The organism is Streptomyces deserti (assembly GCF_054782695.1).
In genome coordinates, this window is sequence record NZ_BAAGRZ010000018.1 from 19465 (window position 1) to 43549 (window position 24085).

A 24085-nucleotide genomic window follows, 5' to 3' on the forward strand; every position below is an offset into this window, starting at 1 on the left:
CACATGACCGCTGACGCGACACCCGCGCTGGTCGAGAAGGCGGAGACGGCCGGGACCCGGGCGCGCCGCAGCACGGCCTATCCGCGGTACGTGGCGTGCAAAGTGGCCGGGGCGGCCGTGTCTTTGCTGGCCGTCCTCGTCACCAGCTTCTTCCTCTTCCGGCTGATCCCCGGCGACCCGGTGAAGACCATGACCGGCGGACGCCAGGTGTCGGAGGAGCAACTGGCCGCGTACCGCAGGGAGTTCGGGCTCGACCTGCCGTTGTGGCGGCAGTTCACCGACTACTGCGGCAAGGCGCTCACCGGTGACTTCGGCACGTCGTACCAGTTCCGTGCGCCCGTCGTCGACAAGATCACCGAGGCGCTGCCGAACACGCTGCTGCTCACCGGTACCGCCTTCGTCCTGTACACCGTCCTCGGCATCTTCCTCGGCACGCGCTCGGCGTGGCGGCACGGCCGGCTCGGCGACCGGCTCAACACCGGCCTCGCGCTGACGCTGTACTCCGTTCCGTCCTTCTGGCTGGGGCTGCTGCTGATCATCACGCTGTCGGTGGGCATCGGGCCGGTTCCCGGGCTGTTTCCCACGGGCGGCATGGAGTCGGGCGGCAAGGAGGGCTTCGCGTACGTCGTGGACGTGGCGCACCATCTGATGCTGCCGGTGGTGACGCTGGTGGCCGTGGAGTACGGGCAGACGCTGCTGGTCACGCGGTCGGCGCTGCTCGACGAGATGGGCAGCGACTATCTGACGACCGCGCGGGCGAAGGGCCTGCGCGACGACCTCGTACGGCGCCGGCACGCCGTGCCCAACGCGCTGCTGCCGACCGTGACGCTGATCTTCATCAACCTCGGCCGGACGGTGGCGGGCGTGATCCTGGTGGAGACCGTGTTCTCCTGGCCGGGGCTCGGCGGGCTGTTCTACCAGGCGCTGAGCGTGCCCGACCTGCCGCTGGTGCAGGGGCTGTTCTTCGTGTTCGCCGCCGCGGTGATCGTGATGAACACGCTCGCCGACCTGATCTATCCGCTGCTCGACCCCAGGGTGGGCCGATGACCGCCGAGATCGTTCCCGTGAGTCCACGCGCCCTGGCCTGGCAGCGGCGCCGGGCCTCTGCCGCGCGCTTCTGGCGGCAGTACCGCACCCACCGGACGGGGCTGTTCGGCCTGGCCGCGCTCGTGCTGTTCGGGCTGCTGGCGATCGCCGCGCCGCTGCTCGTCGGCTCGGACGTGAGCAGTGTGACCGACGCTCCGGGCCGTCCGATGGAGAGCCCGAGTGCCCGATTCCCCTTCGGTACCGATCAGTTCGGGCGGAACCTGCTCGGTCTGGTGGTGTGGGGCGCGCGGGTCTCGCTGCTGGTGGGGCTGCTGGCCGCCGTGCTGTCGGTGGCGATCGGCACGCTGATCGGTGTCACAGCCGGGCACTTCCGCGGTTGGTACGCGACGGTGATGATGCGGATCACCGACTGGTTCCTGGTGATGCCGACGCTGGTCCTGGCGATCGCCCTGGCCACCGTGATGTCCCGCTCGCTGACCACGATCGTCGTGGCGATCGGTGTGACGACGTGGCCGACGACGGCCCGGCTGGTGCGCGCGCAGACGCTGGCGGTGGAGACCCGGCCGTACATCGAACGCGCCAGGGCGCTCGGCGGCGGCCACTGGCACATCATGTCCCGGCACGTGCTGCCCAATGTCATGCCGCTGGTGCTGGCCCAGACGACGCTGATCATCTCCTCGGCGATCCTGGCCGAGGCGACCCTCGCCTTCCTCGGCCTCGGCGACCCGACGGTCGTGTCGTGGGGCGGGCTGTTGCAGGACGCCCGGGAGGCGGGGGCGGTCAGTGCCGGGGACTGGTGGTATCTGGTGCCGCCGGGCATCGCGATCGCGGGGGTGGCGCTGGCGTTCACGCTGTGCGGGCGGGCCGTGGAGTCCGTCCTCAACCCCAGGCTGGGGGTGGCGCGGTGAGCCTGCTCGACGTCAGGGATCTGACGGTGACGTACGCCGGTGGCGCGGCCGCCGTGCGCGGGGTGGACGTGCGTCTGGAGGCGGGCCGGAAACTCGGGATCGCCGGGGAGTCCGGCTGCGGCAAGTCCACGCTGGCGCTGGCGCTGCTGCGGCTGCTGCCGGCCGGGACCCGGATCACCGGCGAGATCCTGCTCGACGGCGAGGACGTCCTGACGATGAAGTGGGGCCGGGTCCGGGCGGTCCGCTGGGCCGGGGCCTCCATCGTCTTCCAGGGCGCGATGCACTCCCTCAGCCCCGTGCACCGCGTCGGCGACCAGATCGCCGAGCCGATCCTGCTGCACCGGAAGGCGACCGCGGCCGGGGCGAAGAGGCGGACCGGCGAGTTGCTGGAGCACGTCGGCCTCCCGGCGGCCCGCGCGGACGCCTACCCGCACGAACTGTCCGGCGGGCAGCGGCAACGCGTCATGATCGCCATGGCTTTGGCCTGCGATCCGCGGCTGATCATCGCCGACGAGCCGACCACCGCCCTGGACGTGATGATCCAGGCCCAGATCCTGCGGCTGATCGAGCAGCTGGTCACCGAGCAGGACCTGGGCCTGATCATGATCAGTCACGACTTGGCGGTCCTCGCCGACACCTGCGACCGGCTCGCGGTGATGTACGCGGGCCGCGTGGTCGAGGAGGGCCCGGCCCGGCAGGTCTACGAGGACGCCCGGCACCCGTACGCCCGGGCCCTGTCGGCCGCGTTCCCGCGGATCGGCGACCCGGCCTCGCGGTTCGCGCCGCGCGGCCTGCCGGGCGACCCGCCCGACCCGGCGGCGCTGCCGTCCGGCTGCACGTTCCATCCGCGGTGCCCGGTGGCGCTGGAGTCCTGCGCGACGCGGGACCAGCCGCTGCGTGAGGCGGGCCCTGAGCGGCGGGCGGCCTGCGTCCATGTACCGGACACCGCGGCGGAGCCCCTGGAGGAAGCGAGGCGCAGCACCCCATGACGACGTCCCCCGAGGTCACCGTGGCGCCTCTGCTCAGCGCCCGGGGCCTGCACGTCACCTTCCCCGGCCAGCACGGCGCGCCCCGCGCCCGCGCTGTGGACGGCGTCGACCTCGACATCCGGCCCGGCGAGATCGTCGCGCTGGTCGGCGAGTCGGGCTGCGGCAAGACGACGCTGGCCCGCTGTCTGCTGGGCCTGGTCGCGCCGACCGAGGGCCGTGTCACCTTCGACGGACGGCCGCTGGAGTACTCCGGCCGGGCCCTGAAGGCGTACCGCCGGCGCGTCCAGCTGGTGCTGCAGGACCCGAGCGGCTCGCTCAACCCGCGGCACACCGTGTACGACGCGGTGGCCGAGGGGCCACGCATCCACGGGTACGGCGGCGACGAGCGGGCGGCGGTCGCCGAGGCCCTGTCCCGGGCCGGGCTTCGCCCCCCGGAGCGCTTCTTCCTGCGCTACCCGCACGAACTGTCGGGCGGGCAGCGCCAGCGCGTCGTCATCGCCGGCGCGCTCGTCCTGGAGCCGGAACTGCTCGTCGCCGACGAGCCGGTGGCCTCCCTCGACGCCTCGGTGCGTGGCGAGATCCTGGCCCTGCTGCTGCGGCTGCGCGACGAACTCGGCCTGTCCGCGCTGGTGGTCACGCACGACCTGGGGCTGGCCTGGAACATCGCCGACCGGGTCGCCGTGATGTATCTGGGCCGGATCGTGGAGACGGGCGCCGTGGAGCAGGTCCTCACGGCGCCCAGGCACCCGTACACGCAGGCCCTGTTGTCCGTCCTGCCGGAGGCTCCGGGCGACCCGGTCGTCCTCACCGGCGAGCCCCCGGACCCGTCCCGCATCCCGGCCGGCTGCCGTTTCCGCGCCCGCTGCCAGATCCTGGCGAGCGGCGAGGCGGACCGGGCGGGCGTCGCCGGAGCGTGCCGCGACCGGGACCTGGAGGTCCTCGACGGGAGCGGGGCGGCCCAGGTGGCATGCCACTGGGCACGCGCCAAGGGGACCGCCCAGGCCCTCTCAGAGCTGCCGGAAGGCGGCTTCAGCCCCGCTCGGCCTCGGCCTCGGCCTGGGCCACCAGCTCCCGGCACCGCTTGACGTCCTCGGCCATCTGCTCCAGCAGCGCCTCGACGGTGTCGAACTTCGCCTGCCCGCGGACGAAGGCCAGGAAGTCCACGGCGACATGCAGCCCGTACAGGTCCAGCCCGACCCGGTCGATGGCGTACGCCTCCACCGTGCGCTCGGTGCCGTCGAACTGCGGGTTGGTGCCGACGGAGATCGCGGCCGGCATCGCCTCACCCTGGGCGTGCAGCCAGCCGGCGTAGACGCCGTCGGCCGGGATCGCGGTGTGCGGCAGCGTCTCGACGTTGGCGGTCGGGAAGCCGAGCTCGCGGCCGCGCTGGGCGCCGCGCACGACGATGCCCTCCACCCGGTGCGGCCGGCCCAGGATCTCGGCGGCGCCCTCGACGTCCCCCTCGGCGACCAGGCGCCGGGTCAGCGTCGAGGAGAACGGCTGCCCGCCGCCCGCCGCGCCGGTCACATACAGGTCGACGACCTCGACCTCGAAGTCGTAGATCTTGCCCTGTTCGGCGAGGAACTCCACGTTCCCGGCCGCCTTGTGCCCGAAGCGGAAGTTGGGGCCCTCGACGACGGCCTTGGCGTGCAGCTTGTCGACCAGGACCTTGACGACGAAGTCGGCCGGGGACAGCTTCGAGAACTCGGTCGTGAAGGGCAGGATGAGCACGGCGTCCACGCCCAGTTCCGCCATGAGTTCGGCGCGGCGGTGGTGCGGGGCGAGCAGCGGCGGGTGGCTGCCGGGGCGGACGACCTCGCTGGGGTGCGGGTCGAAGGTGACGACCACGGCGGGCACGCCCAGTTCACGGGCGCGGTCCACGGCATGCCGGATGATCAGCTGGTGTCCGCGGTGCACTCCGTCGTAGGAGCCGATGGTGACGACGCTGCGCCCCCAGTCCTGGGGGATGTCCTCCAAGCCACGCCAGCGCTGCACTGTGCCTGCTCCTTGTCGAAACCTCGTCGAACCCGGGTACGTGGTTGCCCCTACGCAGGTCTAAGGGTGCCATGCCGGGTGCCCCCGCCCCGCATCGGCATGGGCGCTGTGACGGGGTGCACGCACGGCGGGCCAGGGTGCCGGGGACACAGACAGCCCGGTACGGGGGTGGTTCACGCGAGGACCCGGACCCCCGCCAGGTTCTCGAGCGTCCGGCAGGCGCTGGGTCCCACCAGCACCGCCCACTCCTGCGGGGCCTCGGCCAGCCAGCCGGTCACGCGGGAGGCGAAGCCGGGGACGTGGCGGCCCAGGTCGACCAGGGCGCGGTCGAAGCGGGCGGCACCCTCCGGGGTGCGGACGAGCAGGCGGCCGAGGCGGTGGACGAGGGCGCGGAGCTCGTCGCCGCCGGTCCGCGCGGCGGCGCGCAGGAGGGCGTCCAGGACGGCGGGGTCCTGCTCACGGGCCAGCAGGAGGTCGCGCAGTTCGCGGCGCAGCGGGCCGGCGTCCGGGGCGCCGGGGTCGCCGAGTACGCCGGCGAGCGCGGCCCGCAGCGGCTCCGGTCCGCCGTCCAGCAGCCCGGTGACCAGGGGCAGGAGCACGGCCCGGGCGGCGGGCCCCTGGTCGAGGCGCCGGTCGACGTACGCGGCCACCTGCCCGGCGAGCTCCGGCCGCCGCGCCACGGCCTCGCCCACGAGCGCGGCGACGCGTGGGGCCAGGCCGGGCGTGGTGGCGTCGGCGAGCGCCCGCAGGGCCTCCCCGGCGTCCGGGCGGCCCAGCCGTGCCCGGAAGGCGTCGAGGGCCGGCTCCGGGTGGCCGCCGAGCGCGTCGGCCGCCACGCTCGGCGCCAGATACGGGTCGCCCGCCGCGAAGTGCTCCAGCGCCTGCGGGAGATACCGGGCGCGGGTGAGGGGGTCGCGGACCAGGAGGGCGAGCGCGCCGCCGTGCAGGGCGTGGTCGGCGGGGCGGGCCAGCAGGGCGAGGGCGGCGTGGCGCAGCAGGGCGCCGTCGGCCTCGCCACGGACGTGCGGTGCGGCCCGCAGCCCGTACGCCGGGGCCGCCGCTCGGCGGGCGGGGCGTTCGTCGTGCGCCCACCGGCCGACGGCCCGGCACACCGCGGACGGCTCCTCCTCCGCCAGCACCTCGAGCAATTGACCGGCCCGCCGGTGTCCGCTGTGGACGAGTACCTCCGTCAGGTCATCCAGGGCGCGGTGCCGGTGCGTGTGCAGCAGCGCCTGCGCGGCCGCCGCGACGGTGGCGTGCGGGGTGGCGGGCAGCGGCCGCTCGTCGTCGAGCCAGCGGGCGAGATGCCGTTGGACGGCGGTGGGGTCGGCGGCGAGAAGGCGTGCTACGGCGTCGAGGTAACGCGGGCCGGCCTCGCACGGCGGACCGTCGGCCAGGACCAAACGGCGCAGCAGCGCGAAGCGCGCGTCCGCCGCCACGGGCAGGGCGGTCCAGAAGGCGGGCCCGAACTCCCCGGGCACGGCCCCCTCCCGCCGCCGCCAGGCCACGATCCGGTCGGCGAGCAGCCCCAGCACGCCCAGGTACGGCGTCGCGTCCGGCACCCGCGTCAGGGTCCGGGCAAGCAGCCGGGCGGCCCACCAGGAGTGCGGGTCGGCGTCCAGGGCCTGCACCAGGTCGGCGAGACGGGAGGCGAGGTGGCCGGTGCCGTGCTGGCGGGCGAGGAGCAGCAGGGCCTCGACGACGGGGCCGATGCGGTGGTGCGGTACGGGCACGGCGTGGTCCGCGTGCGCGGGGCGGTGGACCAGGGCGAGCAGCGCCTCGTCGAGGTCGAGGTGCATGCCGTGGATCCAGTCGGCGAGTTCCTCGTGGGCGAAGCGGTAGCCGGTCCCGGCGGGGACGATCAGGCCCTCGGTCAGGACGGCGGAGGCCCAGCCGGTGCCGCCGCCGAGCCGCGCCGGGGCGGGCCCCCACGGGAACACCGCCTCGAACGACTCCCGGTCCAGCTCCCCCTGCCCCGGGCCCAGGCTGCGCCGGGCGGCCTCGTGGACCTGCCCCGCGACCTTCGCGGCCAGCCGGCGCACGGCGGTGCCGCGCAGCCCGTTCTCGGCGGCGAGCCGGACCGCGATGCGCAGGCACATCAGGTCCAGGTAGGCCGAGAAGACATCGTTACGGTCGACGCGGATGCCCGGGGCGCCGGGGGCGTCGGCCAGGGCGGCGCGGACGTCCGCGAGCAGCCGGAGGGTGAGCGGGTGCCGGGCGTCGGCGTCGACGAGGGCGCCCTGCGGGAGGCCGTACCGGAGGTGGGCCTCCCGTGCCTGAGCCGCCGTGAGATCACCGAGGTACACGCACGGGGGAAGGCCGTCGGGGCCCGCTGCCCGGTCCCCGCCGTGCAACAGCTCCGCCGGGAACTCGGCCCCCGCGCTCTCCCAGTGCTCCTCCCGGCACGCCACCACCAGCCGTGCCCCCGTCTCCCGCAGCCACCGCACCGTCCCGTCGGTCCACTCGGCGAGCCGGTGGGCAAGCAACGGCGGCATCTCCTCCGGTCCGTCGAGGAGGAGCAGCAGGGGGTGCCCGGCGGCGCGGGCGAGGTGCGCGAGGCGTTCGGGGCCGGTGTCGCCGAGGCCGGCCGGGAACGGTGCGCGCGAGGCGGCCACGATACGGGCGGCCCGCTCCAGTGCCCGGCGCGCCGCGTCCGCCACCGACCCGTCGCCGTCGCGCAGCTCGGCGCCGCGCAGCCACAGCGTGGGCTCCCCGCCGCGGCCGCGGCGGGCGGCGAGCACCGCCAGTTCCGTCGTACGACCGCTGCCGGGCGCCCCGACGAGGCCGAGCACGGCCGCCGGGCCCTGGGTGAACGCGGCGAACTCCGCCGCCGTCGCGGCCCGTTCGACCGGTTCCACTCCGGCGAGCTCTGTCGGCCCGTCCTGCCCCACCGAGGTGGCGGTGAGCTCCAGCACCCCGGCGAGGTTGAGGTCGGCGCCGTACGCGGGGACCGTCGCCGCGTTCTCGGCGAGCAGTTCGGCGAGCGTTCCGCCCCCGGCGAGGGAGGCCCCCTCCGGCCGGGCGAGGCCGAGAAACCGAGGAAGCAGCGGTACGGCGAAGCCGACGTCGCCGTGGCTCGCCCTGAGCGCGGTGCCGAGGACACCGATGACGGTGCCGGTCGCGGCGTCGAGCACGGGACCGCCGGCCGCGCCGCCGCCCAGCCGCAGCGCGTCACGGCCCGCCGTGCCGATCGCCAGCTCCAGCACGTCGTCGAGGGAGCGGGAGCGGTCCGTGGCCGGGTACGTCACGGCGGTCGTACCCAGCACGCGGGCCTCGCGCCAGCACCCGGCGGCGATCCGCACATACGTGCCCGTCTCGATCCGGTCCCGCACGGTGACGGGGAGCGGTGGGACGCCGAGACCTTCGGTACGGACGACGGCGAGATCCAGCCCCGGCAGCGGCGTGACGGCGTCGGCGGTCACGACGCACTGGCGGTCCCCGGCGGCGTGCAGGACGAGCCGGGACAGGCCGTCGACGGCTTCGTGGCTGGTGATCACCGTGCCGTGGTGGTCGGCGACGAAGCCGGTGCCGCGCGGACGGCCGGCCAGGTCGTGGATGCGGACGAGGACGCCGTCGGGCGCCTCCCGGGACCCTGGCGCGCCGTCGGGCGCCTCGCAGGATCCCGGTGCGCTCTCGTGTGTCTCCCGGGACCGGTTCCGCGACACCATTGCCGGACCTCCCCGCCGTACATCCGTGCCCTCGTCCTCGACGGTACGGGCGGGATGATCAGCGGGGCAGATGACGTCGCGAACGCGCCCCCTTCCGCTCCCCCGGTTCACTCCGAGCGCCTGCACGGACGGGTGAACGAACGGGGGCGGGTGGATACACCCTAGGGGTGGGGGAACCGAGGGGGGACCGTGGAGCGGCGGCATCGCAGTTCCCTGTGAACCGCCGCTCCACGGGCGGACGTCCACCGCCCGCCACGACCATCAGAGCGGTGCAGGCCGTCAGGTGAAGACGGCGACGCTCTTGGCCTTGCCCCGGTGGTGCTCGACCAGGGCGAGGAAGCGGCCCTCGGGACCGAAGACGGCGACCGGACCGGAACCGGCGTACTCGTCGGGCATCTCCAGCCGTACGCCGTTGGTCAGCAGACGGGCCCGCCGGGCATCGACGTCCCACCGGGGGAACGCGGCCACGGCCGCCTCGGCGATCGGCATCACGGTCAGCTCCTTCTGGAGCTGGTCGAGGGTCCGGGCGGCGTCGATCCGGTACGGCCCGACGCGGGTGCGGCGCAGGGCGGTGAGATGTCCGCCGACCCCGAGGTCGGCGCCCAGGTCGCGGGCCAGGGCCCGGATGTACGTGCCGGACGAGCAGACCACCGACACCACCAGGTCGAGCACGGCCGTGCCGTCCTCGGCGACGGCGTCGCGGACGTCGTACACGCCGAACGACGACACGGTGACGGGCCTGGCCGGGATGTCGAACTCCTCGCCGTCCCGGGCCCGCTTGTAGGAGCGCACGCCGCCGATCTTGATGGCGCTGACCTTCGACGGCACCTGCATGATCTCGCCGGTCAGCTTGGCGATGCCGGCGTCGATGGCGTCACGGGTGACCTGGGAGGCGTCAGTGGAGGAGGTGATCTCCCCCTCCGCGTCGTCCGTGACCGTGTTCTGCCCGAGGCGGATGGTGCCCAGGTACTCCTTCTCGGTCAGCGCGAGGTGGCCGAGGAGCTTGGTCGCCTTCTCGACGCCGAGGACGAGGACGCCTGTCGCCATGGGGTCCAGCGTGCCGGCGTGCCCGACGCGCCGCGTCCGCGCGATGCCGCGCATCTTCGCGACGACGTCGTGCGAAGTGAAGCCCGACGGCTTGTCGACGATGACGAGGCCGTCGGGCGTGGTGTGCTTGTGGGTCATTCGGCGGTGTCGTCCGTCTCGTCGTCCTCGCCCGGCTTCTTGTACGGGTCGGCGTCACCGGCGTACTTCGCGCCCGCGGACGCCTCGCGCACCTTCGCGTCGGACTGGCGGGCCTTGTCGAGGAGGTCCTCGATGGTCCGGGCGGTGTCCGGGAGGGCGTCCATGACGAAGGTCAGGGTCGGCGTGAACTTCACGCCCGCCGCGCGGCCGACCTCCGAGCGCAGGATGCCCTTGGCGCTCTCCAGACCGGCGGCCGCGGCCTGCCGCTCCTCGTCGTCGCCGTACACGGTGTAGAAGACGGTCGCCTCCCGCAGATCGCCGGTCACCCGGGTGTCCGTGATGGTGACGTGCGAGCCGAGCCGCGGGTCCTTGATCCCGCGCTGCAGCTTCTGGGCCACCACCTCTCGGATGAGGTCCGCCAGCCTTTTAGCCCGCGCGTTGTCGGCCACTGGTCCGTCTCCCGTTCTTTCTTCTTCTGCGTTCGTTGGCCTGGGGCCTGGATGGTCAGTCGTCGTCGCCGTGGAAGCGCCGTCTGACGGACAGCAGTTCCACCTCGGGGCGTCCGGCGACCAGCCGTTCGCACCGGTCGAGTACGTCGGTCAGGTGCCCCGCGTCGGCGGAGACCGCGGCGAGGCCGATGCCGGCTCGCCGGTGGAGGTCGATGTGGTCCACCTCGGCCGCGCTCACCGCGTACTTGCGCTGGAGCTCGGCGACGATCGGGCGGACGACGGAGCGCTTCTCCTTCAGCGACCGTACGTCACCGAGGAGAAGGTCGAAGGACAGCGTCCCCACGTACATGTGTCAAACCGGATGACCCGCCGGTACGGGATCGATGGCCCTGCCATCTGGGTGGGCAGGGACATCAAGAACGGTACAACGAACCTGCCCGGTGGCTCGATCGGGTTTTGCCCGGCCCCCACCCGACACGGCCGGCCGGGAGGCAACCGCCGCCTGGGGCTCCCCAGCGGGTGCTCGCCCACCCACCCGAATCGGCGGTAGGTCCCGCTCCGGGGCTCCGCCCCGGACCCGTCAGCCCCTCCAGAGGACAGCGCACGAACCGATGGCCCTGCCGGCAGACGCCTCGCAGAACCGGCCGGCACGTCCCAGGCGGGTCGACGCGGGACCCGGGACAGCTGCCCCGGCACGACGGTGCGCCGGCCGAGAGGAGGCGACTCCTCTCGGCCGGCGCACCACCGTGTTACGCCCGCGGCTTCTCGCGCAGCTCGTACGTCGCGATGACGTCGTCGACCTTGATGTCGTTGAAGTTGCCGAGGTTGATACCGCCCTCGAACCCTTCGCGGATCTCGGTGACGTCGTCCTTGAAGCGACGCAGACCCTCGATCGTGAGGTTCTCCGCGACCACCTTGCCGTCGCGGATGAGGCGCGCCTTGGCGTTCCTCTTGACCTCGCCGGAGCGGATGAGGACACCCGCGATGTTGCCCAGCTTGGACGACTTGAAGACCTCGCGGATCTCCGCCGTACCGAGCTCGACCTCCTCGTACTCCGGCTTGAGCATGCCCTTGAGGGCCGCCTCGATCTCCTCGATCGCCTGGTAGATGACCGAGTAGTACCGGACGTCCACGCCCTCGCGCTCGGCCATCTGCTGCGCACGCCCTGCGGCGCGCACGTTGAAGCCGATCACGATGGCGTCCGAACCCATCGCCAGGTCGATGTCCGACTCGGTGACGGCACCCACGCCGCGGTGCAGGACGCGGATGTCGACCTCCTCGCCGACGTCGAGCTGGAGCAGGGAGGACTCGAGGGCCTCGACGGAACCAGAAGCGTCGCCCTTGATGATCAGGTTCAGCTGCTGGACCTCGCCGGCCTTCAGCACCTTGTCCAGGTCCTCCAGCGACACGCGGCGCGTGCGCTTGGCGAAGGCCGCGTTGCGCTCGCGGGCGGCACGCTTCTCCGCGATCTGACGGGCCGTACGGTCCTCGTCGACCACGATGAAGTTGTCGCCGGCACCCGGGACGTTGGTCAGACCCAGCACCTGGACCGGCGTGGACGGGCCCGCCTCGGCGACGTTGTTGCCGTTGTCGTCGAGCATGGCGCGGACGCGGCCGTAGGCGTCGCCCACGACCATCGTGTCGCCGACGCGGAGCGTGCCTCGCTGGACCAGAACCGTGGCGACAGCGCCTCGGCCGCGGTCCAGGCGGGACTCGATCGCGATGCCCTGCGCGTCCTGGCTCGGGTTGGCCCGCAGGTCGAGCGAGGCGTCGGCGGTCAGGATGACCGCTTCCAGCAGCGCGTCGATGTGCAGACCCTGCTTGGCGGAGATGTCGACGAACATGGTGTCGCCGCCGTACTCCTCGGCCACCAGGCCGTACTCGGTCAGCTGACCGCGCACCTTGGTCGGGTCGGCGCCCTCGACGTCGATCTTGTTGACCGCGACCACGATCGGCACGTCGGCCGCCTTGGCGTGGTTCAGGGCCTCGACCGTCTGCGGCATCACACCGTCGTTGGCCGCGACCACGAGGATCGCGATGTCCGTCGACTTCGCACCACGGGCACGCATGGCGGTGAACGCCTCGTGACCCGGGGTGTCGATGAAGGTGATCTTCCGCTCTTCCTCGTTGACCTCGGTCGTGACCTGGTAGGCACCGATGTGCTGGGTGATGCCACCGGCCTCGCCCGCGATGACGTTCGTCTTGCGGATGGCGTCCAGCAGGCGGGTCTTACCGTGGTCGACGTGACCCATGACGGTGACGACCGGCGGGCGGACCACCAGGTCCTCCTCGTCGCCCTCGTCCTCGCCGAACTCGATGTCGAAGGACTCGAGGAGCTCGCGGTCCTCCTCCTCCGGGCTGACGATCTGAACCGTGTAGTTCATCTCGTCGGCCAGGAGCTGCAGCGTCTCGTCCGAGACGGACTGCGTGGCCGTGACCATCTCGCCCAGGTTCATCATGACCGCGACGAGGGACGCCGGGTTGGCGTTGATCTTCTCCGCGAAGTCGGTGAGCGACGCACCGCGCGACAGGCGAATGGTCTCGCCGTTGCCGCGAGGCAGCATCACGCCGCCGACCGACGGGGCCTGCATGGCCTCGTACTCCTGACGGCGCTGCCGCTTCGACTTGCGGCCACGACGCGCGGGACCGCCGGGGCGACCGAAGGCGCCCTGCGTGCCACCGCGACCGCCCGGACCGCCGGGACGACCGCCGAAGCCGGGACGGCCACCGCCGCCACCGAAGCCGCCACCGCCACCGCCACCGGGACGGCCGGCGAAGCCGCCGCCACCACCGGGACGACCGCCACCGCCGCCGCCACCACCGGGACGGCCGGCGAAGCCGCCACCGCCACCGGGACGACCGGCGCCGGCGGGACGACCCGCACCGCCCGGACCACGGCCACCAGGGCCGCCGCCGGGACGCGGGCCGGCAGCGGGACGCTGCGGCATCATGCCGGGGTTGGGACGCGGACCGGCGGGACCGCCACCGGGACGCGGGCCGCCGCCCTGCGGACGCGGCATCGAGCCCGGGGTCGGGCGGGAGCCGCCCGGAGCCTGCGGACGCGGACCGCCGCCCTGGGCGCCGGGCGCCTGCGGACGGGGACCGGCGCCGGCGGGGCCGCCACCGGGACGCTGACCCTGCGGACGGGGCGCCTGCGGGCGCGCCATGCCGGTGGAGCCACCGGAGGTGAAGGGGTTGTTGCCCGGGCGCGGACCGGCCGGACGGGAACCCGGACGCGGCGCGGGAGCGCCGGGGCGCTGCCCGCCCTGCCCAGCGGGGCGCTGCCCCTGCTGGCCCTGGCCGGGGGCCGGACGGCCACCGGGCTTGGGGGCACCGGGACGGGAGGCGGGCTTCGGCGACGCGGCCGGAGCCGGAGCCGAGGGCGGCGCGGTGAATTCGGGCGCGGCCGGGGCCGGGCGCGGCGCGGGCTTGGGGCCCGGCGTCGGGCGCGGACCGGGAGCCGGCGCGGGAGACGACGGGGCAGCGGGCTGCTGCGCCGTCGGGGGCTTGGGTGCGGCCGGCGGCTTCGGGGCAGCCGGACGTGCCGCCTGCGCCGGAGAGGCCGGCGAAGGCGCTGCGGGACGGGGGGCGGCCTTCTTGGGGGCCGCGGGCTTGGCAGCGGACTTGCCGTTGCCACTGCCGCCCTGGAAGGCGTCAGTCAGCTTGCGTACTACGGGCGCTTCAATCGTCGAAGACGCCGAACGGACGAATTCACCGAGCTCCTGGAGCTTGGCCATGACGACCTTGCTCTCGACACCGAACTCCTTGGCGAGTTCGTAGACCCGGACCTTAGCCACTTCGCTCCTTTGAGGTCCGGGGGTGAACTCCGGACCGTCGCTAGTTCATGGGCGTACTCATCGCGTACTCATCGAGTGCTCATCGCAATCTCGACCTGCTTTCGACTCGCGAGGTACCTAAACCGCACGGGGTTCCGTACGGCACGTCTTACTGTGTTGCCTGCTCAGCAACTGTCGTCTGCTCGACGTATCGGCGCAACGCCTTTGTGTCGAGCGCTCCCGGGGCGCGCAGTGCCCGCGTGAACGCCCGGCGGCGTACCGCCTGGTCGAAACAGACCAGAGCGGGGTGTACGTAAGCACCCCGGCCGGGCAGCGTACCGCGAGGATCAGGGACGCATGCATCCTCGATCGCCACGATCCGCAGCAGATCAGTCTTGGCCGCTCGCTCCCGACACCCCACACAGGTGCGTTCAGGGCATGCTCGGGCACGCGTCCGGCCAGACACTGTTAAGTCTACCTCCCCGTACGCTCCTCACCCCTGTGGGGCAGGAATCGAACGGCCGTTGTCGTGATCTCAGCGAACTGCGGCCTGGATCTATTCCCCGGCCTGCTCCGTGTCCGGGCGGATGTCGATGCGCCAACCGGTCAGACGGGCAGCAAGCCGGGCATTCTGCCCCTCCTTGCCGATCGCCAGGGACAGCTGGTAGTCCGGCACGGTCACGCGCGCGGAGCGGGTGGCCATGTCCACGATCTCCACCTTCGACACCCGCGCGGGTGACAGCGCGTTCGCCACCATCTCGGCCGGGTCGTCCGACCAGTCGACGATGTCGATCTTCTCACCGTTCAGCTCGGCCATGACATTGCGCACCCGGCCGCCCATGGGGCCGATACAGGCGCCCTTGGCGTTCAGGCCGGAGCGGGTGGACCGGACGGCGATTTTCGTGCGGTGACCGGCCTCACGGGCGATCGCGGCGATCTCCACCGATCCGTCGGCGATCTCCGGCACCTCCAGGGCGAAGAGCTTCTTCACCAGATTGGGGTGCGTACGGGACAGAGTTACGGACGGTCCGCGCACGCCCTTGGCCACGCGGACGACGTACGAACGCAGCCGCATGCCGTGCGGGTACGTCTCGCCCGGGACCTGCTCCTGCACCGGCAGGATGGCCTCCAGCTTGCCGATGTCGACGAGCACGTTCTTCGGGTCGCGGCCCTGCTGGACCACGCCGGTGACGATGTCGCCCTCGCGGCCGGCGTACTCGCCGAGCGTCGCGTCGTCCTCGGCGTCGCGCAGGCGCTGCAGGATGACCTGCTTGGCCGTGGTGGCGGCGATACGGCCGAAGCCGGACGGGGTGTCGTCGAACTCGCGGGGCTCCTGCCCCTCCTCCAGGTCCTCGGGGTCCTCCTTCGCCCACACGGTCACATGCCCGGTCTCCCGGTTGAGCTCCACGCGCGCGTGCCGGCGGCTTCCCTCGGTGCGGTGGTAGGCGATGAGGAGGGCCGACTCGATCGCCTCGACCAGCAGGTCGAAGGAGATCTCTTTCTCCCGTACCAAGCCCCGCAGGGCACTCATGTCGATGTCCACGGCTACGCCTCCTCTTCCTTCTTGACGGCCCTACTCGGCGGGCTGCTCGTTGTCCTTGCGGCTGAACTCGACCTGGACGCGCGCCCTGCTGATGTCGTCGAAGGCGAGTCTGCGCGCCGTGGCCTTGCGGCCCTTGACTCCGGGCACTTCGAGGTCGACTCCGTCGTCGTCGACCTTCAGGATCCTGGCGACCAGCTCCGCGCCCTCGCTCAGCTGGAACTTCACCAGCCGGCCGGTGGCGCGTGCGTAGTGCCGGTGCTCCGTGAGGAGGCGCTCCGCGCCCGGGGTGCCGACCTCGAGGGTGTACTCCCCCTCGCCCATCGCGTCCGTCTCGTCGAGCTTCGCCGAGAGCGTGCGGCTCACATCGGCGATCTGGTCCAGGTCCGCGCCCGTGTCCGAGTCGACGACGACGCGCAGCACACGCTTGCGTCCGACCGAGTCCACTGCGATCTCTTCGAGATCCAGGCCCTGGGAGGTGACGAGCGGTTCCAGCAGTTCTCGCAGCCTCTCGCTCTGGGTGGTGCTCATCCGGGTGACTCCTCGGCCGCGTGTGCTGTTGTGGGATGGTCGCGTGTCTGGTCAAAGGGTATCCGGTCGCAGGGTGTGTTGCCGTCCACCCGGTCGCGGACGGTGCCGATGAGTGGTGCCGGGCAAGGGCCCGGGTACCGTGATCACCGGGCGTGCAGCCCTTCCCGTCGCCTTCTTTTCGTACGAGCCCCAAGGACGTCTGCCGTGCCGTTCCCCCCATCGCCGCGCGCCCGCTCGGGGCCGCGCAGAAGGAGCCTGCTCGCCGTCACCTCGACGGCCGTCGTCCTGGCGGGCTGTTCCGCCGGCGCCGGGGACTCCGACGGCACCGGCGGCCGTCCCTCTCTCGCGGACCGGGCACGCGCGCGTGCGGCGCGGGACAGTGCGTGGATGGTCGAGCAGTACGACGCCGTGATCGCCGCCCACCCGGGGCTGGCCGAGCGGCTGCGGCCGCTGCGCGCGGAGGTGGTCCGGCACGTGGCGGCGTTCGGAGGGGCCGGCGAGGCGTCCCCGGCGCCTGCGTCTTCCGACCCGCCTTCGCCTTCCGACTCGCCTTCGCCTTCCGACTCGCCTGCGTCTTCCGGCTCCCGTTCGCCTGCCGTTTCCCCCTCGATCATCGCCCCGGGGAACGAGAAGGACGCGCTCACCGCGCTCGCCGCCGCCGAGCGGGACCTCGCCGACCGGCGGACCAGGGAGCTGCTCCAGATGCCGGGCGAGCTGGCGCGGCTGCTGGCCTCGGTGGCGGCGGCCGGGGCGGCGCACATGTATCTGCTGACGGAGGGTGACGGGTGAGCGAGGCGCAGAAGCAGGAGCTGCGGGCGCTCCAGGCGGCCCTGGCGGCCGAGCACGCGGCGGTGTACGGGTACGGCGTCGTCGGCGGCCGGATCGACCCGAAGCGGCGCGCCGAGGCACGGACGGCGTACGACGCGCACCGGGCGCGCCGGGACGCGCTGGTGCGCGAGGTGACGGACCTGGGCGGCAGGCCGGTCGCCGCGGCCGCCGGGTACGCGCTGCCCTTCCCGGTGCCGGACCCGGCCGCGGCCGTCCGGCTGGCCGCCGTGCTGGAGGACCGGGTGGCCGGGGTGTACGCCGACCTGGTGCGCGCCTCCGGGGGCGATCGGCGGGCCTTGGCCGCCGAGGCGCTGCGGGAGGCGGCGGTGCGGGCGGTGCGCTGGCGCGGCGGAAGCGTAGCCTTCCCTGGGCTCGCCGAGCGGGCGCCCGGTGCCCCGTCGGGAGCGGCGGCGCCGACGGGGTGAGGCGTACGGCACGCACGCGGACAGCACGAAGGGAACGACTCGCGCATGGTTTTCGAACCGCCGCAGCGTCTGGTCAGGGCGCTCGGTGAGACGGCACCGGAAGGTGACGACTGGCTGGACAAGCTGCCCGGGCTGGCTCAGCAGGTCGTGGCGCTACGCGAGTTGACCGTGGAGCGGGTGCAGGTGCCCGGCGGGCGCAGCAGCCTGGTCGTGCTGGTGCGCAGGCCCGACGGGACGCCCGCCGTGCTGAAGCTCGCCCCGCGCCGGGCCCGTCCGGAGAGCGAGCGGGCCGCGCTGGCGCACTGGGGCGGGCGGGGTGCCGTACAGCTTCTGGAGCCCTGCGTGACGGAGGGTGTCCTGCTGCTGGAGCGGCTGCATCCGGATGTGTCGGTGCGGTCGCTGCCGGAGGCGAAGGCGCTGCTGGAGGCGGCGGGGACGCTGCGCCGGCTGTGGGTGGAGCCGCCCGGAGACCACGTCTTCGAGACGGTGGCCGAGCGGACCGGGCGGCAGGCCGAGGCGATGCGGGCGAGCGCCGGCACGGCCCCGGAGGTCGCGCCGCTGGTGGAAGCGGCGCTCGCGGCGCGCGAGGAGCTGGTGGCCGCGCCGCCCGAACACCGGCTGCTGCACGGCACGTTCCGGCAGAGCAAGGTGCTCGCCGGGGAGCGGATGCCGTGGCTCGCGGTGGGTCCGGACCCGGTGGTCGGCGAGTGCGCCTTCGACCTGGCCCGGCTGGTCCGCGACCGGGTGGAGGACCTGATCGCCCAGCCGTCCGGCGCCGCGACGACCCGCCGGCGGATCAAGCGGCTCGCGGAGTCGCTGGACGTGGACCAGGAGCGGCTGCGCGGCTGGACGCTGTTCAGGGCGGTGGAGTCGGGTGTGCGGGCGCGGCGAGTCGGGCGGGAGCGGGACGCGGAGTTGTTGCTGGAGTTCGCCGGCTGGCTCTGAGCGACACGTTCCGCACCCGCCCCCCCGGCTGCCTATGCGGTGAGGCGCGCGAGGGCCTCCTCGACCGTCACTTCCTCGCGCTCGCCGGTCCGGCGGTCCTTCAGCTCCACCACGCCCTCGGCGGCGCGCCGCCCGGCCACCAGGATCTGCGGTACGCCGATCAGCTCGGCGTCCGTGAACTTCACGCCCGGGGAGACGCCGGCCCGGTCGTCGACCAGGACCCGGACACCGGCGGCGGACAGCTTCTCGGAGACGTCCAGGGCCAGTTCGGTCTGCAGGGCCTTGCCGGCGGCGACCACGTGGACGTCGGCCGGGGCGACCTCCTTGGGCCAGCTCAGGCCCTTGTCGTCGGCGGTCTGCTCGGCGAGCGCCGCGACCGCGCGGGAGACGCCGACGCCGTAGGAGCCCATGGTGACGCGGACCGGCTTGCCGTTCTGGCCGAGGACGTCGAGCTTGAGAGCGTCGGTGTACTTGCGGCCCAGCTGGAAGATGTGGCCGATCTCGATGGCGCGGTCGAGCTTGAGGCCGGTGCCGCACTTCGGGCAGGGGTCGCCCTCCTGGACGACCACGACGTCGACGTACTCGTCGACCTCGAAGTCGCGGCCCGCGACCACGTTCTTGGCGTGCGTGTCGGCCTTGTTGGCGCCCGTGATCCACGCGGTGCCGGGGGCCACGCGCGGGTCGGCGATGTACCTGACCTTCTCCAGGCCCTGCGGGCCGACATAGCCGCGGACCAGGTCGGGGCGGCCCGCGAAGTCCTCCTCGGTGACCATCTCGACGACCGCCGGGGCGAAGCGCGCCTCGACCTTGTCCATGTCGACCTCGCGGTCCCCGGGGACGCCGACGGCGACGATCTCGCCGTCCACCTTCACCAGCAGGTTCTTCAGCGTCGCCGAGGCCGGGACGCCGAGGGAGGCGGCGAGGGTCTCGATGGTCGGGGTGTCGGGGGTCGGGATGTCCTCGGCGGCCGGGACGTCCGAGGCGTCGACGGGCTTGAGCTCGTACGCGACCGCCTCGGTGTTGGCGGCGAAGTCGCAGTGGGGGCAGTCCGCGAAGGTGTCCTCGCCGGCCTCGGCCGGGGCGAGGAACTCCTCGGACTTGGAGCCGCCCATGGCGCCGGCGGTCGCGGCGCAGATGCGGTAGTCGAGGCCGAGACGCTGGAAGATCTTCTGGTAGGCCTGGCGGTGCAGGGCGTACGACTCGGCGAGGCCCTCGTCGGCCAGGTCGAAGGAGTAGGAGTCCTTCATCAGGAACTCGCGGCCGCGCAGGATGCCCGCGCGGGGCCGGGCCTCGTCCCGGAACTTGGTCTGGATCTGGTAGAGGATGACCGGCAGGTCCTTGTAGGAGGACGCCTGGTCCTTCACCAGCAGCGTGAAGATCTCCTCATGGGTGGGGCCGAGGAGGTAGTCGCCGCCCCTGCGGTCCTTGAGGCGGAACAGCTCCTGGCCGTACTCGTCCCAGCGGCCGGTCGCCTCGTACGGCTCGCGCGGCAGCAAGGCGGGGAGCAGCACCTCCTGGGCGCCGATAGCGTCCATCTCCTCGCGGACGATGCGCTCGACGTTGGCGAGGACCTTCTTGCCGAGCGGCAGCCAGGTCCAGATCCCGGCGGCGGTACGGCGTACGTAACCGGCGCGGACGAGCAGCTTGTGGCTGAGGACCTCGGCGTCCGCCGGGTCGTCGCGCAACGTCTTCGCCATCAACTGGGACATGCGCTGGACCGGTACGTTCGCCATGGCTCTTCTGCTCCTGCTGCGTAAGGGTGAATGGCAGGAGGTTAGCCGGGCGGGCCATCCCGGTGGAAATCGGTTAAGCGCGTGGCAGCGGCAAGTGGGCGCCCATCACGGCGTACGGCATCGGGGCGCTGGGGAACAGGACCTGACGGGCGAGGTCCACGTAGCCGAGGGAGCGGTAGAGGCCGCGGGCGGGGCTCTCGGTGTCGATCGCGGAGAGGATCGAGCGGGGTTCGGCGGCGCTGTCGGTGATCGTGGTGATCAGGGAGCGGCCGATGCCGCGGTTCTGGTAGCCGGGGTGGACGTGGAGCTCGGTGATCACGAAGGAGGCGTCGAGCCAGTGTTCGTGCCCCTGGGCACGCAGGTACGGCTCCACGACGGTGGACCACCAGTGGGTGCGGTCGTTGGGCATGCCGTAGACGAAGCCCACGAGGCGGCCTTCGGCCGTGGTGGCGCCGAGGGCGCGGGCGCCCGGATAGGTCATGTGGCGCAGGACGATCTGGCGGCGTACGGCTACCTCGTCGGGGCCCAGACCGAAGGCTACGGCTTGGACGGCGAGGGCCTCGTCGACGTGGGTTGTGAGGTCGAGTGGGCCGATCACGAAGTCCATGGCGGGGAGCCTACAGGGGGGTTTTGCTTAAAAGAGCACGCTCATGAAAGCTCCCACTTCCTGGAAACCCACCCTCTTGTACGCCCGCCTCGCCGCCGTGTTGAAGTCGTTCACGTACAGGCTCACCATCGGCGCCACATCGGCCAGGGCGTACCGGAGCACGGCCGCCATGCCCGGGGCCGCAAGGCCCCTCCCCCGGTACTCCGGGGCCACCCACACGCCCTGGATCTGGCAGGCGCGGTCCGTCGCGGCACCGATCTCCGCCTTGAAGACGACCTTGCCGTCGGTGTCGAAGCGGGCGAAGGAGCGGCCGGAGCCGACGAGTTCGGCCACCCGCGCCTGGTAGAGCAGACCGCCGTCGCCGGCGAGCGGGGAGACGCCGACCTCCTCGGTGAACATCGCCACGCACGCCGGCATGATCGTCTCCATCTCGTCCTTGCGGACGCGGCGGACGTGGGGGTCCGGGGCGATGTCGTCGGGCATGCGGTCGGTGACCATCAGGGGCTGGTGGCGGCGGACCTCGCGGGCCGGGCCCCAGTGCGGTTCCAGGAGGCGCCACAGCTGGGCGGTGGATTCGGCGGGGCCGACGACGGAGGAGCAGCGGCGGCCGGCGCGGCGGGCGCGGTCGGCGAAGGCGCGCACGGCGCGCGGGGTGGCGCAGATGGGGACCAGGTTGGCGCCCGCGTAGCACAGGGACGTCAGCATGCCGTCCTCGTACCAGCCCCACATCTCGCCGCCGAGCCGCCACGGGTCGAGGCCGGCGACCTGGACCCGGGAGGTCACGAAGGCGTTCGCGACCGGCTCGCGGTCGAGGACGGCGAGGGCGGCGTCCAGGTCGCTCGGTTCGAGGACCCGGGAGGTGGTCTGCGTCAACACGTGCGGGGCCTCACACACTGGGGTCTGCTGATCTCCGCACTGTACCTGCCGAAAATGTGCCGCGCCGCCCCCGGGGACGGCGCGGTAGGACAGGCGCGGCCGCTGTGGCCGGTGGGACGGTCAGCCGGCGACCGACACCTCGGGCTCGCCGGAGGCCACGCCGTCCTTCTCCATCTGCTCGGCCAGCTTCATGGCCTCCTCGATGAGGGTTTCGACGATCTTCGACTCCGGGACGGTCTTGATGACCTCGCCCTTGACGAAGATCTGGCCCTTGCCGTTGCCGGAGGCGACGCCGAGGTCGGCCTCGCGGGCCTCGCCGGGGCCGTTGACGACGCAGCCCATGACGGCGACGCGCAGCGGGACGTCCATGCCGGTCAGGCCGGCGGTGACCTCTTCGGCGAGCTTGTAGACGTCGACCTGGGCGCGGCCGCAGGAGGGGCAGGAGACGATCTCCAGGCCGCGCTGGCGGAGGTTCAGCGACTCCAGGATCTGGATGCCGACCTTGACCTCCTCGGCGGGCGGGGCCGACAGGGACACGCGGATGGTGTCGCCGATGCCCTGGGAGAGCAGGGCACCGAAGGCGACGGCCGACTTGATCGTGCCCTGGAAGGCGGGGCCCGCCTCGGTCACGCCGAGGTGGAGCGGGTAGTCGCACTGCTCGGCGAGCTGCCGGTACGCCTCGATCATCACGACCGGGTCGTTGTGCTTGACCGAGATCTTGATGTCGCGGAAGTCGTGCTCCTCGAAGAGGGACGCCTCCCACAGGGCGGACTCGACCAGGGCCTCGGGAGTGGCCTTGCCGTACTTCTGGAGCAGGCGCTTGTCCAGGGAGCCGGCGTTGACGCCGATGCGGATCGGCGTGCCGTGGTCGCGGGCCGCCTTGGCGATCTCCTTGACCTGGTCGTCGAACTTCTTGATGTTGCCGGGGTTCACACGGACCGCGGCGCAGCCCGCCTCGATCGCGGCGAAGACGTACTTCGGCTGGAAGTGGATGTCGGCGATCACCGGGATCTGCGACTTCTTCGCGATGATCGGCAGGGCGTCGGCGTCGTCCTGGGTGGGGCAGGCCACGCGAACGATCTGGCAGCCGGAGGCGGTGAGTTCGGCGATCTGCTGGAGCGTGGCGCCGATGTCGGACGTCCGGGTCGTGGTCATCGACTGCACCGAGACAGGGGCGTCTCCGCCGACCGCCACGGATCCGACCTGGATCTGCCGGCTCTTCCGGCGCTCGGCGAGCTTGGTCGGAACGGACGGCATGCCGAGAGAAATCGCAGTCATCTGCTGTGCAACCCCATGTCGTGGATCAAGTCCGGTCCCGTAGGCAGCGGGCTCCGACCCTCGAGATTACGGCACGGAGGTGAACGGAAGCACACGACGCCCTGAAGGGTCGCCGCACAGGCGCGGCCTCGCCGGCCCGCACAGGCTCCACCCCGGCACCGGTGGGAGACATGGTTCCCGCCGTCGGGGCACGTCGGCTCCTGCCACACTGCTCTCATGCATGGGTCAGCCTGAAGGGCCGGCTCGACTCCCCGGAGCCGCACTCATACAAGGCGTACGAGTTCTCGTCTGCGGAGGGCCGGACACTGCTGTACTGCGAGGAGTTCTGCTGATTCCCTCGCCGCTTCCGGCAGGTCACCGGGCGGAACGGTCGCCGCCCCTGAGCTTCGGATCGGCGGAGGGTCTCAGGGGAGCTGCTCCTCCCGCTCCCCCAGAGGGTCGAGGCTGTCCGCCACGGACCATTCGTCTCCCACGCACTCGAGTCCGTGGTCGTCGAGGCAGGTCCCTGGACCGGCGAACTCCAGGAGCGCCGCCGCGGCCTGAGCGGGGTCCCCGGACAGGCGCACGTCCTGAGCCGCGCCGATGCCGTCCAGCCGCCGGGCCACATACCGGGTCCACGCTTCCCGGTCGGTGACCAGGAAGTCCCACGTCCCCGACACCCTGAGGCAGTCGCCGGTACCGGCAGCTGCGAACGCGTCGGCGTCGTCGCCCTCAGGCGCGTCGTCGGACAGCAGTTCCAGGTCGTAGAACGGCCCGTCTCCCCCGGACGCGGTGGCCGAGCTCTCGGAGTATCTCCGCGCTGCCGCACGGACGGCCTCGGACGCCTCTCGCAGCGCATGCTCCGTGGCGTCGGACGACGACACGGTGTCGGCGTGGGTGCGCAGGGCTGACACCAGTTGCGCGAGCGACGCCTCAACGTCCATGGGACCTGTCCTTCCGCGCGTCCGCGGCTTCTTCGCCGACGATCGGCTGCCATGCGTCTTCGGATGCCCACTTCCGCCGGTAGACGACTCCGGGAGTGCTCACCGCGAGAGCCACCGCGTCCGGCGCCGGTTTCAGCCGGTCGGGTTGCCTGGGAACGTGCCGATAGCCCCGCTCGCGCATGAGCCGCGCCGCTGTGGCCCAGTTCGGGGCGCCGACGAGCACTTCGTCGTTGGGGTCGCAGTCCCCGCTGCCGTCGTCGAGCACCGCTATGGCCACGCCCAGGGACCCCGAGCGGACGAATCCTGTCATACCACTCATGACCATGTCCTGTTTCCGTAGGTCGGTGACGGGCTCCCCGGGGCGGAGCACTGCTCCGCCCCG

22 protein-coding genes are annotated in these 24085 nt (G+C 72.7%); 7 read left to right on the plus strand and 15 right to left on the minus strand.

Features of this window, described 5'->3' with window-relative positions:
* The first annotated feature begins 3 nt into the window (after nucleotides 1-3).
* The 4 genes from ACYVMZ_RS25940 to ACYVMZ_RS25955 are packed head-to-tail and all read left to right on the plus strand — an operon-like array spanning nucleotide 4 to nucleotide 4029.
* Complete coding sequence (locus ACYVMZ_RS25940; protein ID WP_461083653.1) at nucleotides 4-1047, plus strand: ABC transporter permease; 1044 nt, start codon at nucleotides 4-6, stop codon at nucleotides 1045-1047.
* Nucleotides 1044-1955: an ABC transporter permease gene (locus tag ACYVMZ_RS25945; RefSeq protein ID WP_461083655.1), complete on the plus strand. Its 912-nt coding sequence runs from the start codon at nucleotides 1044-1046 to the stop codon at nucleotides 1953-1955. The genes ACYVMZ_RS25940 and ACYVMZ_RS25945 overlap by 4 nt, the downstream gene beginning before the upstream one ends.
* Nucleotides 1952-2944: an ABC transporter ATP-binding protein gene (locus ACYVMZ_RS25950; RefSeq protein WP_461083657.1), complete on the plus strand. Its 993-nt coding sequence runs from the start codon at nucleotides 1952-1954 to the stop codon at nucleotides 2942-2944. The genes ACYVMZ_RS25945 and ACYVMZ_RS25950 overlap by 4 nt, the downstream gene beginning before the upstream one ends.
* Complete coding sequence (locus ACYVMZ_RS25955) at nucleotides 2941-4029, plus strand: oligopeptide/dipeptide ABC transporter ATP-binding protein (RefSeq protein WP_461083659.1); 1089 nt, start codon at nucleotides 2941-2943, stop codon at nucleotides 4027-4029. Before ACYVMZ_RS25950 ends, ACYVMZ_RS25955 begins: the two co-directional genes overlap by 4 nt.
* On the opposite strand, the gene ACYVMZ_RS25960 is transcribed toward ACYVMZ_RS25955, so the two are convergent.
* The 9 genes from ACYVMZ_RS25960 to rimP form a co-directional block, all read right to left on the minus strand.
* A complete protein-coding gene (locus tag ACYVMZ_RS25960; RefSeq protein WP_461083661.1) occupies nucleotides 3974-4939 on the minus strand; it encodes a bifunctional riboflavin kinase/FAD synthetase in 966 nt (321 codons plus the stop codon). The genes ACYVMZ_RS25955 and ACYVMZ_RS25960 overlap by 56 nt on opposite strands.
* A 173-nt stretch (nucleotides 4940-5112) precedes the next feature.
* Nucleotides 5113-8607: a trypsin-like peptidase domain-containing protein gene (locus tag ACYVMZ_RS25965; protein WP_461083663.1), complete on the minus strand. Its 3495-nt coding sequence runs from the start codon at nucleotides 8605-8607 to the stop codon at nucleotides 5113-5115.
* 279 nt (nucleotides 8608-8886) lie between these two features.
* Complete coding sequence (truB, locus tag ACYVMZ_RS25970) at nucleotides 8887-9792, minus strand: tRNA pseudouridine(55) synthase TruB (RefSeq protein WP_461083665.1); 906 nt, start codon at nucleotides 9790-9792, stop codon at nucleotides 8887-8889.
* Nucleotides 9789-10241 (minus strand): 30S ribosome-binding factor RbfA, encoded by a 453-nt coding sequence (gene rbfA, locus ACYVMZ_RS25975; protein WP_461083667.1) that lies wholly within the window; start codon nucleotides 10239-10241, stop codon nucleotides 9789-9791. The genes truB and rbfA overlap by 4 nt, the downstream gene beginning before the upstream one ends.
* A gap of 55 nt (nucleotides 10242-10296) precedes the next feature.
* Nucleotides 10297-10590: a DUF503 domain-containing protein gene (locus tag ACYVMZ_RS25980; protein ID WP_461083669.1), complete on the minus strand. Its 294-nt coding sequence runs from the start codon at nucleotides 10588-10590 to the stop codon at nucleotides 10297-10299.
* 400 nt (nucleotides 10591-10990) lie between these two features.
* Nucleotides 10991-14038 carry a translation initiation factor IF-2 gene (infB, locus tag ACYVMZ_RS25985; protein WP_461083671.1) on the minus strand — a complete coding sequence of 1016 codons (3048 nt, stop codon included), beginning with the start codon at nucleotides 14036-14038 and terminating at the stop codon, nucleotides 10991-10993.
* 148 nt (nucleotides 14039-14186) lie between these two features.
* The gene (locus tag ACYVMZ_RS25990; protein ID WP_461083673.1) at nucleotides 14187-14483 is read right to left on the minus strand and encodes a YlxR family protein; all 297 of its coding nucleotides are present in this window, start codon (nucleotides 14481-14483) and stop codon (nucleotides 14187-14189) included.
* Between the two features lie 90 nt (nucleotides 14484-14573).
* The gene (gene nusA / locus ACYVMZ_RS25995; RefSeq protein ID WP_461083675.1) at nucleotides 14574-15560 is read right to left on the minus strand and encodes a transcription termination factor NusA; all 987 of its coding nucleotides are present in this window, start codon (nucleotides 15558-15560) and stop codon (nucleotides 14574-14576) included.
* Nucleotides 15561-15590: 30 nt separating this feature from the next.
* Nucleotides 15591-16088: a ribosome maturation factor RimP gene (gene rimP, locus ACYVMZ_RS26000; protein WP_461083677.1), complete on the minus strand. Its 498-nt coding sequence runs from the start codon at nucleotides 16086-16088 to the stop codon at nucleotides 15591-15593.
* A 204-nt stretch (nucleotides 16089-16292) separates the two neighbouring features.
* Here rimP and ACYVMZ_RS26005 point away from each other — a divergent pair, with 204 nt between their 5' ends.
* Genes ACYVMZ_RS26005 through ACYVMZ_RS26015 form a run of 3 tightly spaced genes read left to right on the plus strand, consistent with a single transcriptional unit; the run spans nucleotide 16293 to nucleotide 18286 of the window.
* On the plus strand, nucleotides 16293-16877 hold the full coding sequence (locus ACYVMZ_RS26005) for a hypothetical protein (protein WP_461083679.1): 585 nt from the start codon (nucleotides 16293-16295) through the stop codon (nucleotides 16875-16877).
* Entirely contained in the window at nucleotides 16874-17341 is a 468-nt protein-coding gene (locus ACYVMZ_RS26010; RefSeq protein ID WP_461083681.1) for a ferritin-like domain-containing protein, read from the plus strand. The genes ACYVMZ_RS26005 and ACYVMZ_RS26010 overlap by 4 nt, the downstream gene beginning before the upstream one ends.
* A 45-nt stretch (nucleotides 17342-17386) precedes the next feature.
* Nucleotides 17387-18286 (plus strand): aminoglycoside phosphotransferase family protein, encoded by a 900-nt coding sequence (locus ACYVMZ_RS26015; protein ID WP_461083683.1) that lies wholly within the window; start codon nucleotides 17387-17389, stop codon nucleotides 18284-18286.
* A gap of 32 nt (nucleotides 18287-18318) precedes the next feature.
* On the opposite strand, the gene ACYVMZ_RS26020 is transcribed toward ACYVMZ_RS26015, so the two are convergent.
* The 6 genes from ACYVMZ_RS26020 to ACYVMZ_RS26045 all read right to left on the minus strand — a co-directional run bounded on the left by ACYVMZ_RS26020 (nucleotide 18319) and on the right by ACYVMZ_RS26045 (nucleotide 24022).
* On the minus strand, nucleotides 18319-20019 hold the full coding sequence (locus tag ACYVMZ_RS26020; protein WP_461083685.1) for a proline--tRNA ligase: 1701 nt from the start codon (nucleotides 20017-20019) through the stop codon (nucleotides 18319-18321).
* A 73-nt stretch (nucleotides 20020-20092) separates the two neighbouring features.
* Nucleotides 20093-20626: a GNAT family N-acetyltransferase gene (locus ACYVMZ_RS26025; protein ID WP_461083687.1), complete on the minus strand. Its 534-nt coding sequence runs from the start codon at nucleotides 20624-20626 to the stop codon at nucleotides 20093-20095.
* 27 nt (nucleotides 20627-20653) lie between these two features.
* The gene (locus ACYVMZ_RS26030) at nucleotides 20654-21502 is read right to left on the minus strand and encodes a GNAT family N-acetyltransferase (protein ID WP_461083689.1); all 849 of its coding nucleotides are present in this window, start codon (nucleotides 21500-21502) and stop codon (nucleotides 20654-20656) included.
* A gap of 120 nt (nucleotides 21503-21622) precedes the next feature.
* Nucleotides 21623-22780 (minus strand): flavodoxin-dependent (E)-4-hydroxy-3-methylbut-2-enyl-diphosphate synthase, encoded by a 1158-nt coding sequence (gene ispG / locus ACYVMZ_RS26035; RefSeq protein ID WP_461083691.1) that lies wholly within the window; start codon nucleotides 22778-22780, stop codon nucleotides 21623-21625.
* 404 nt (nucleotides 22781-23184) lie between these two features.
* A complete protein-coding gene (locus ACYVMZ_RS26040; protein ID WP_461083693.1) occupies nucleotides 23185-23703 on the minus strand; it encodes a hypothetical protein in 519 nt (172 codons plus the stop codon).
* Nucleotides 23693-24022 carry a hypothetical protein gene (locus ACYVMZ_RS26045; RefSeq protein ID WP_461083695.1) on the minus strand — a complete coding sequence of 110 codons (330 nt, stop codon included), beginning with the start codon at nucleotides 24020-24022 and terminating at the stop codon, nucleotides 23693-23695. Before ACYVMZ_RS26045 ends, ACYVMZ_RS26040 begins: the two co-directional genes overlap by 11 nt.
* Nucleotides 24023-24085 lie beyond the last annotated feature (63 nt).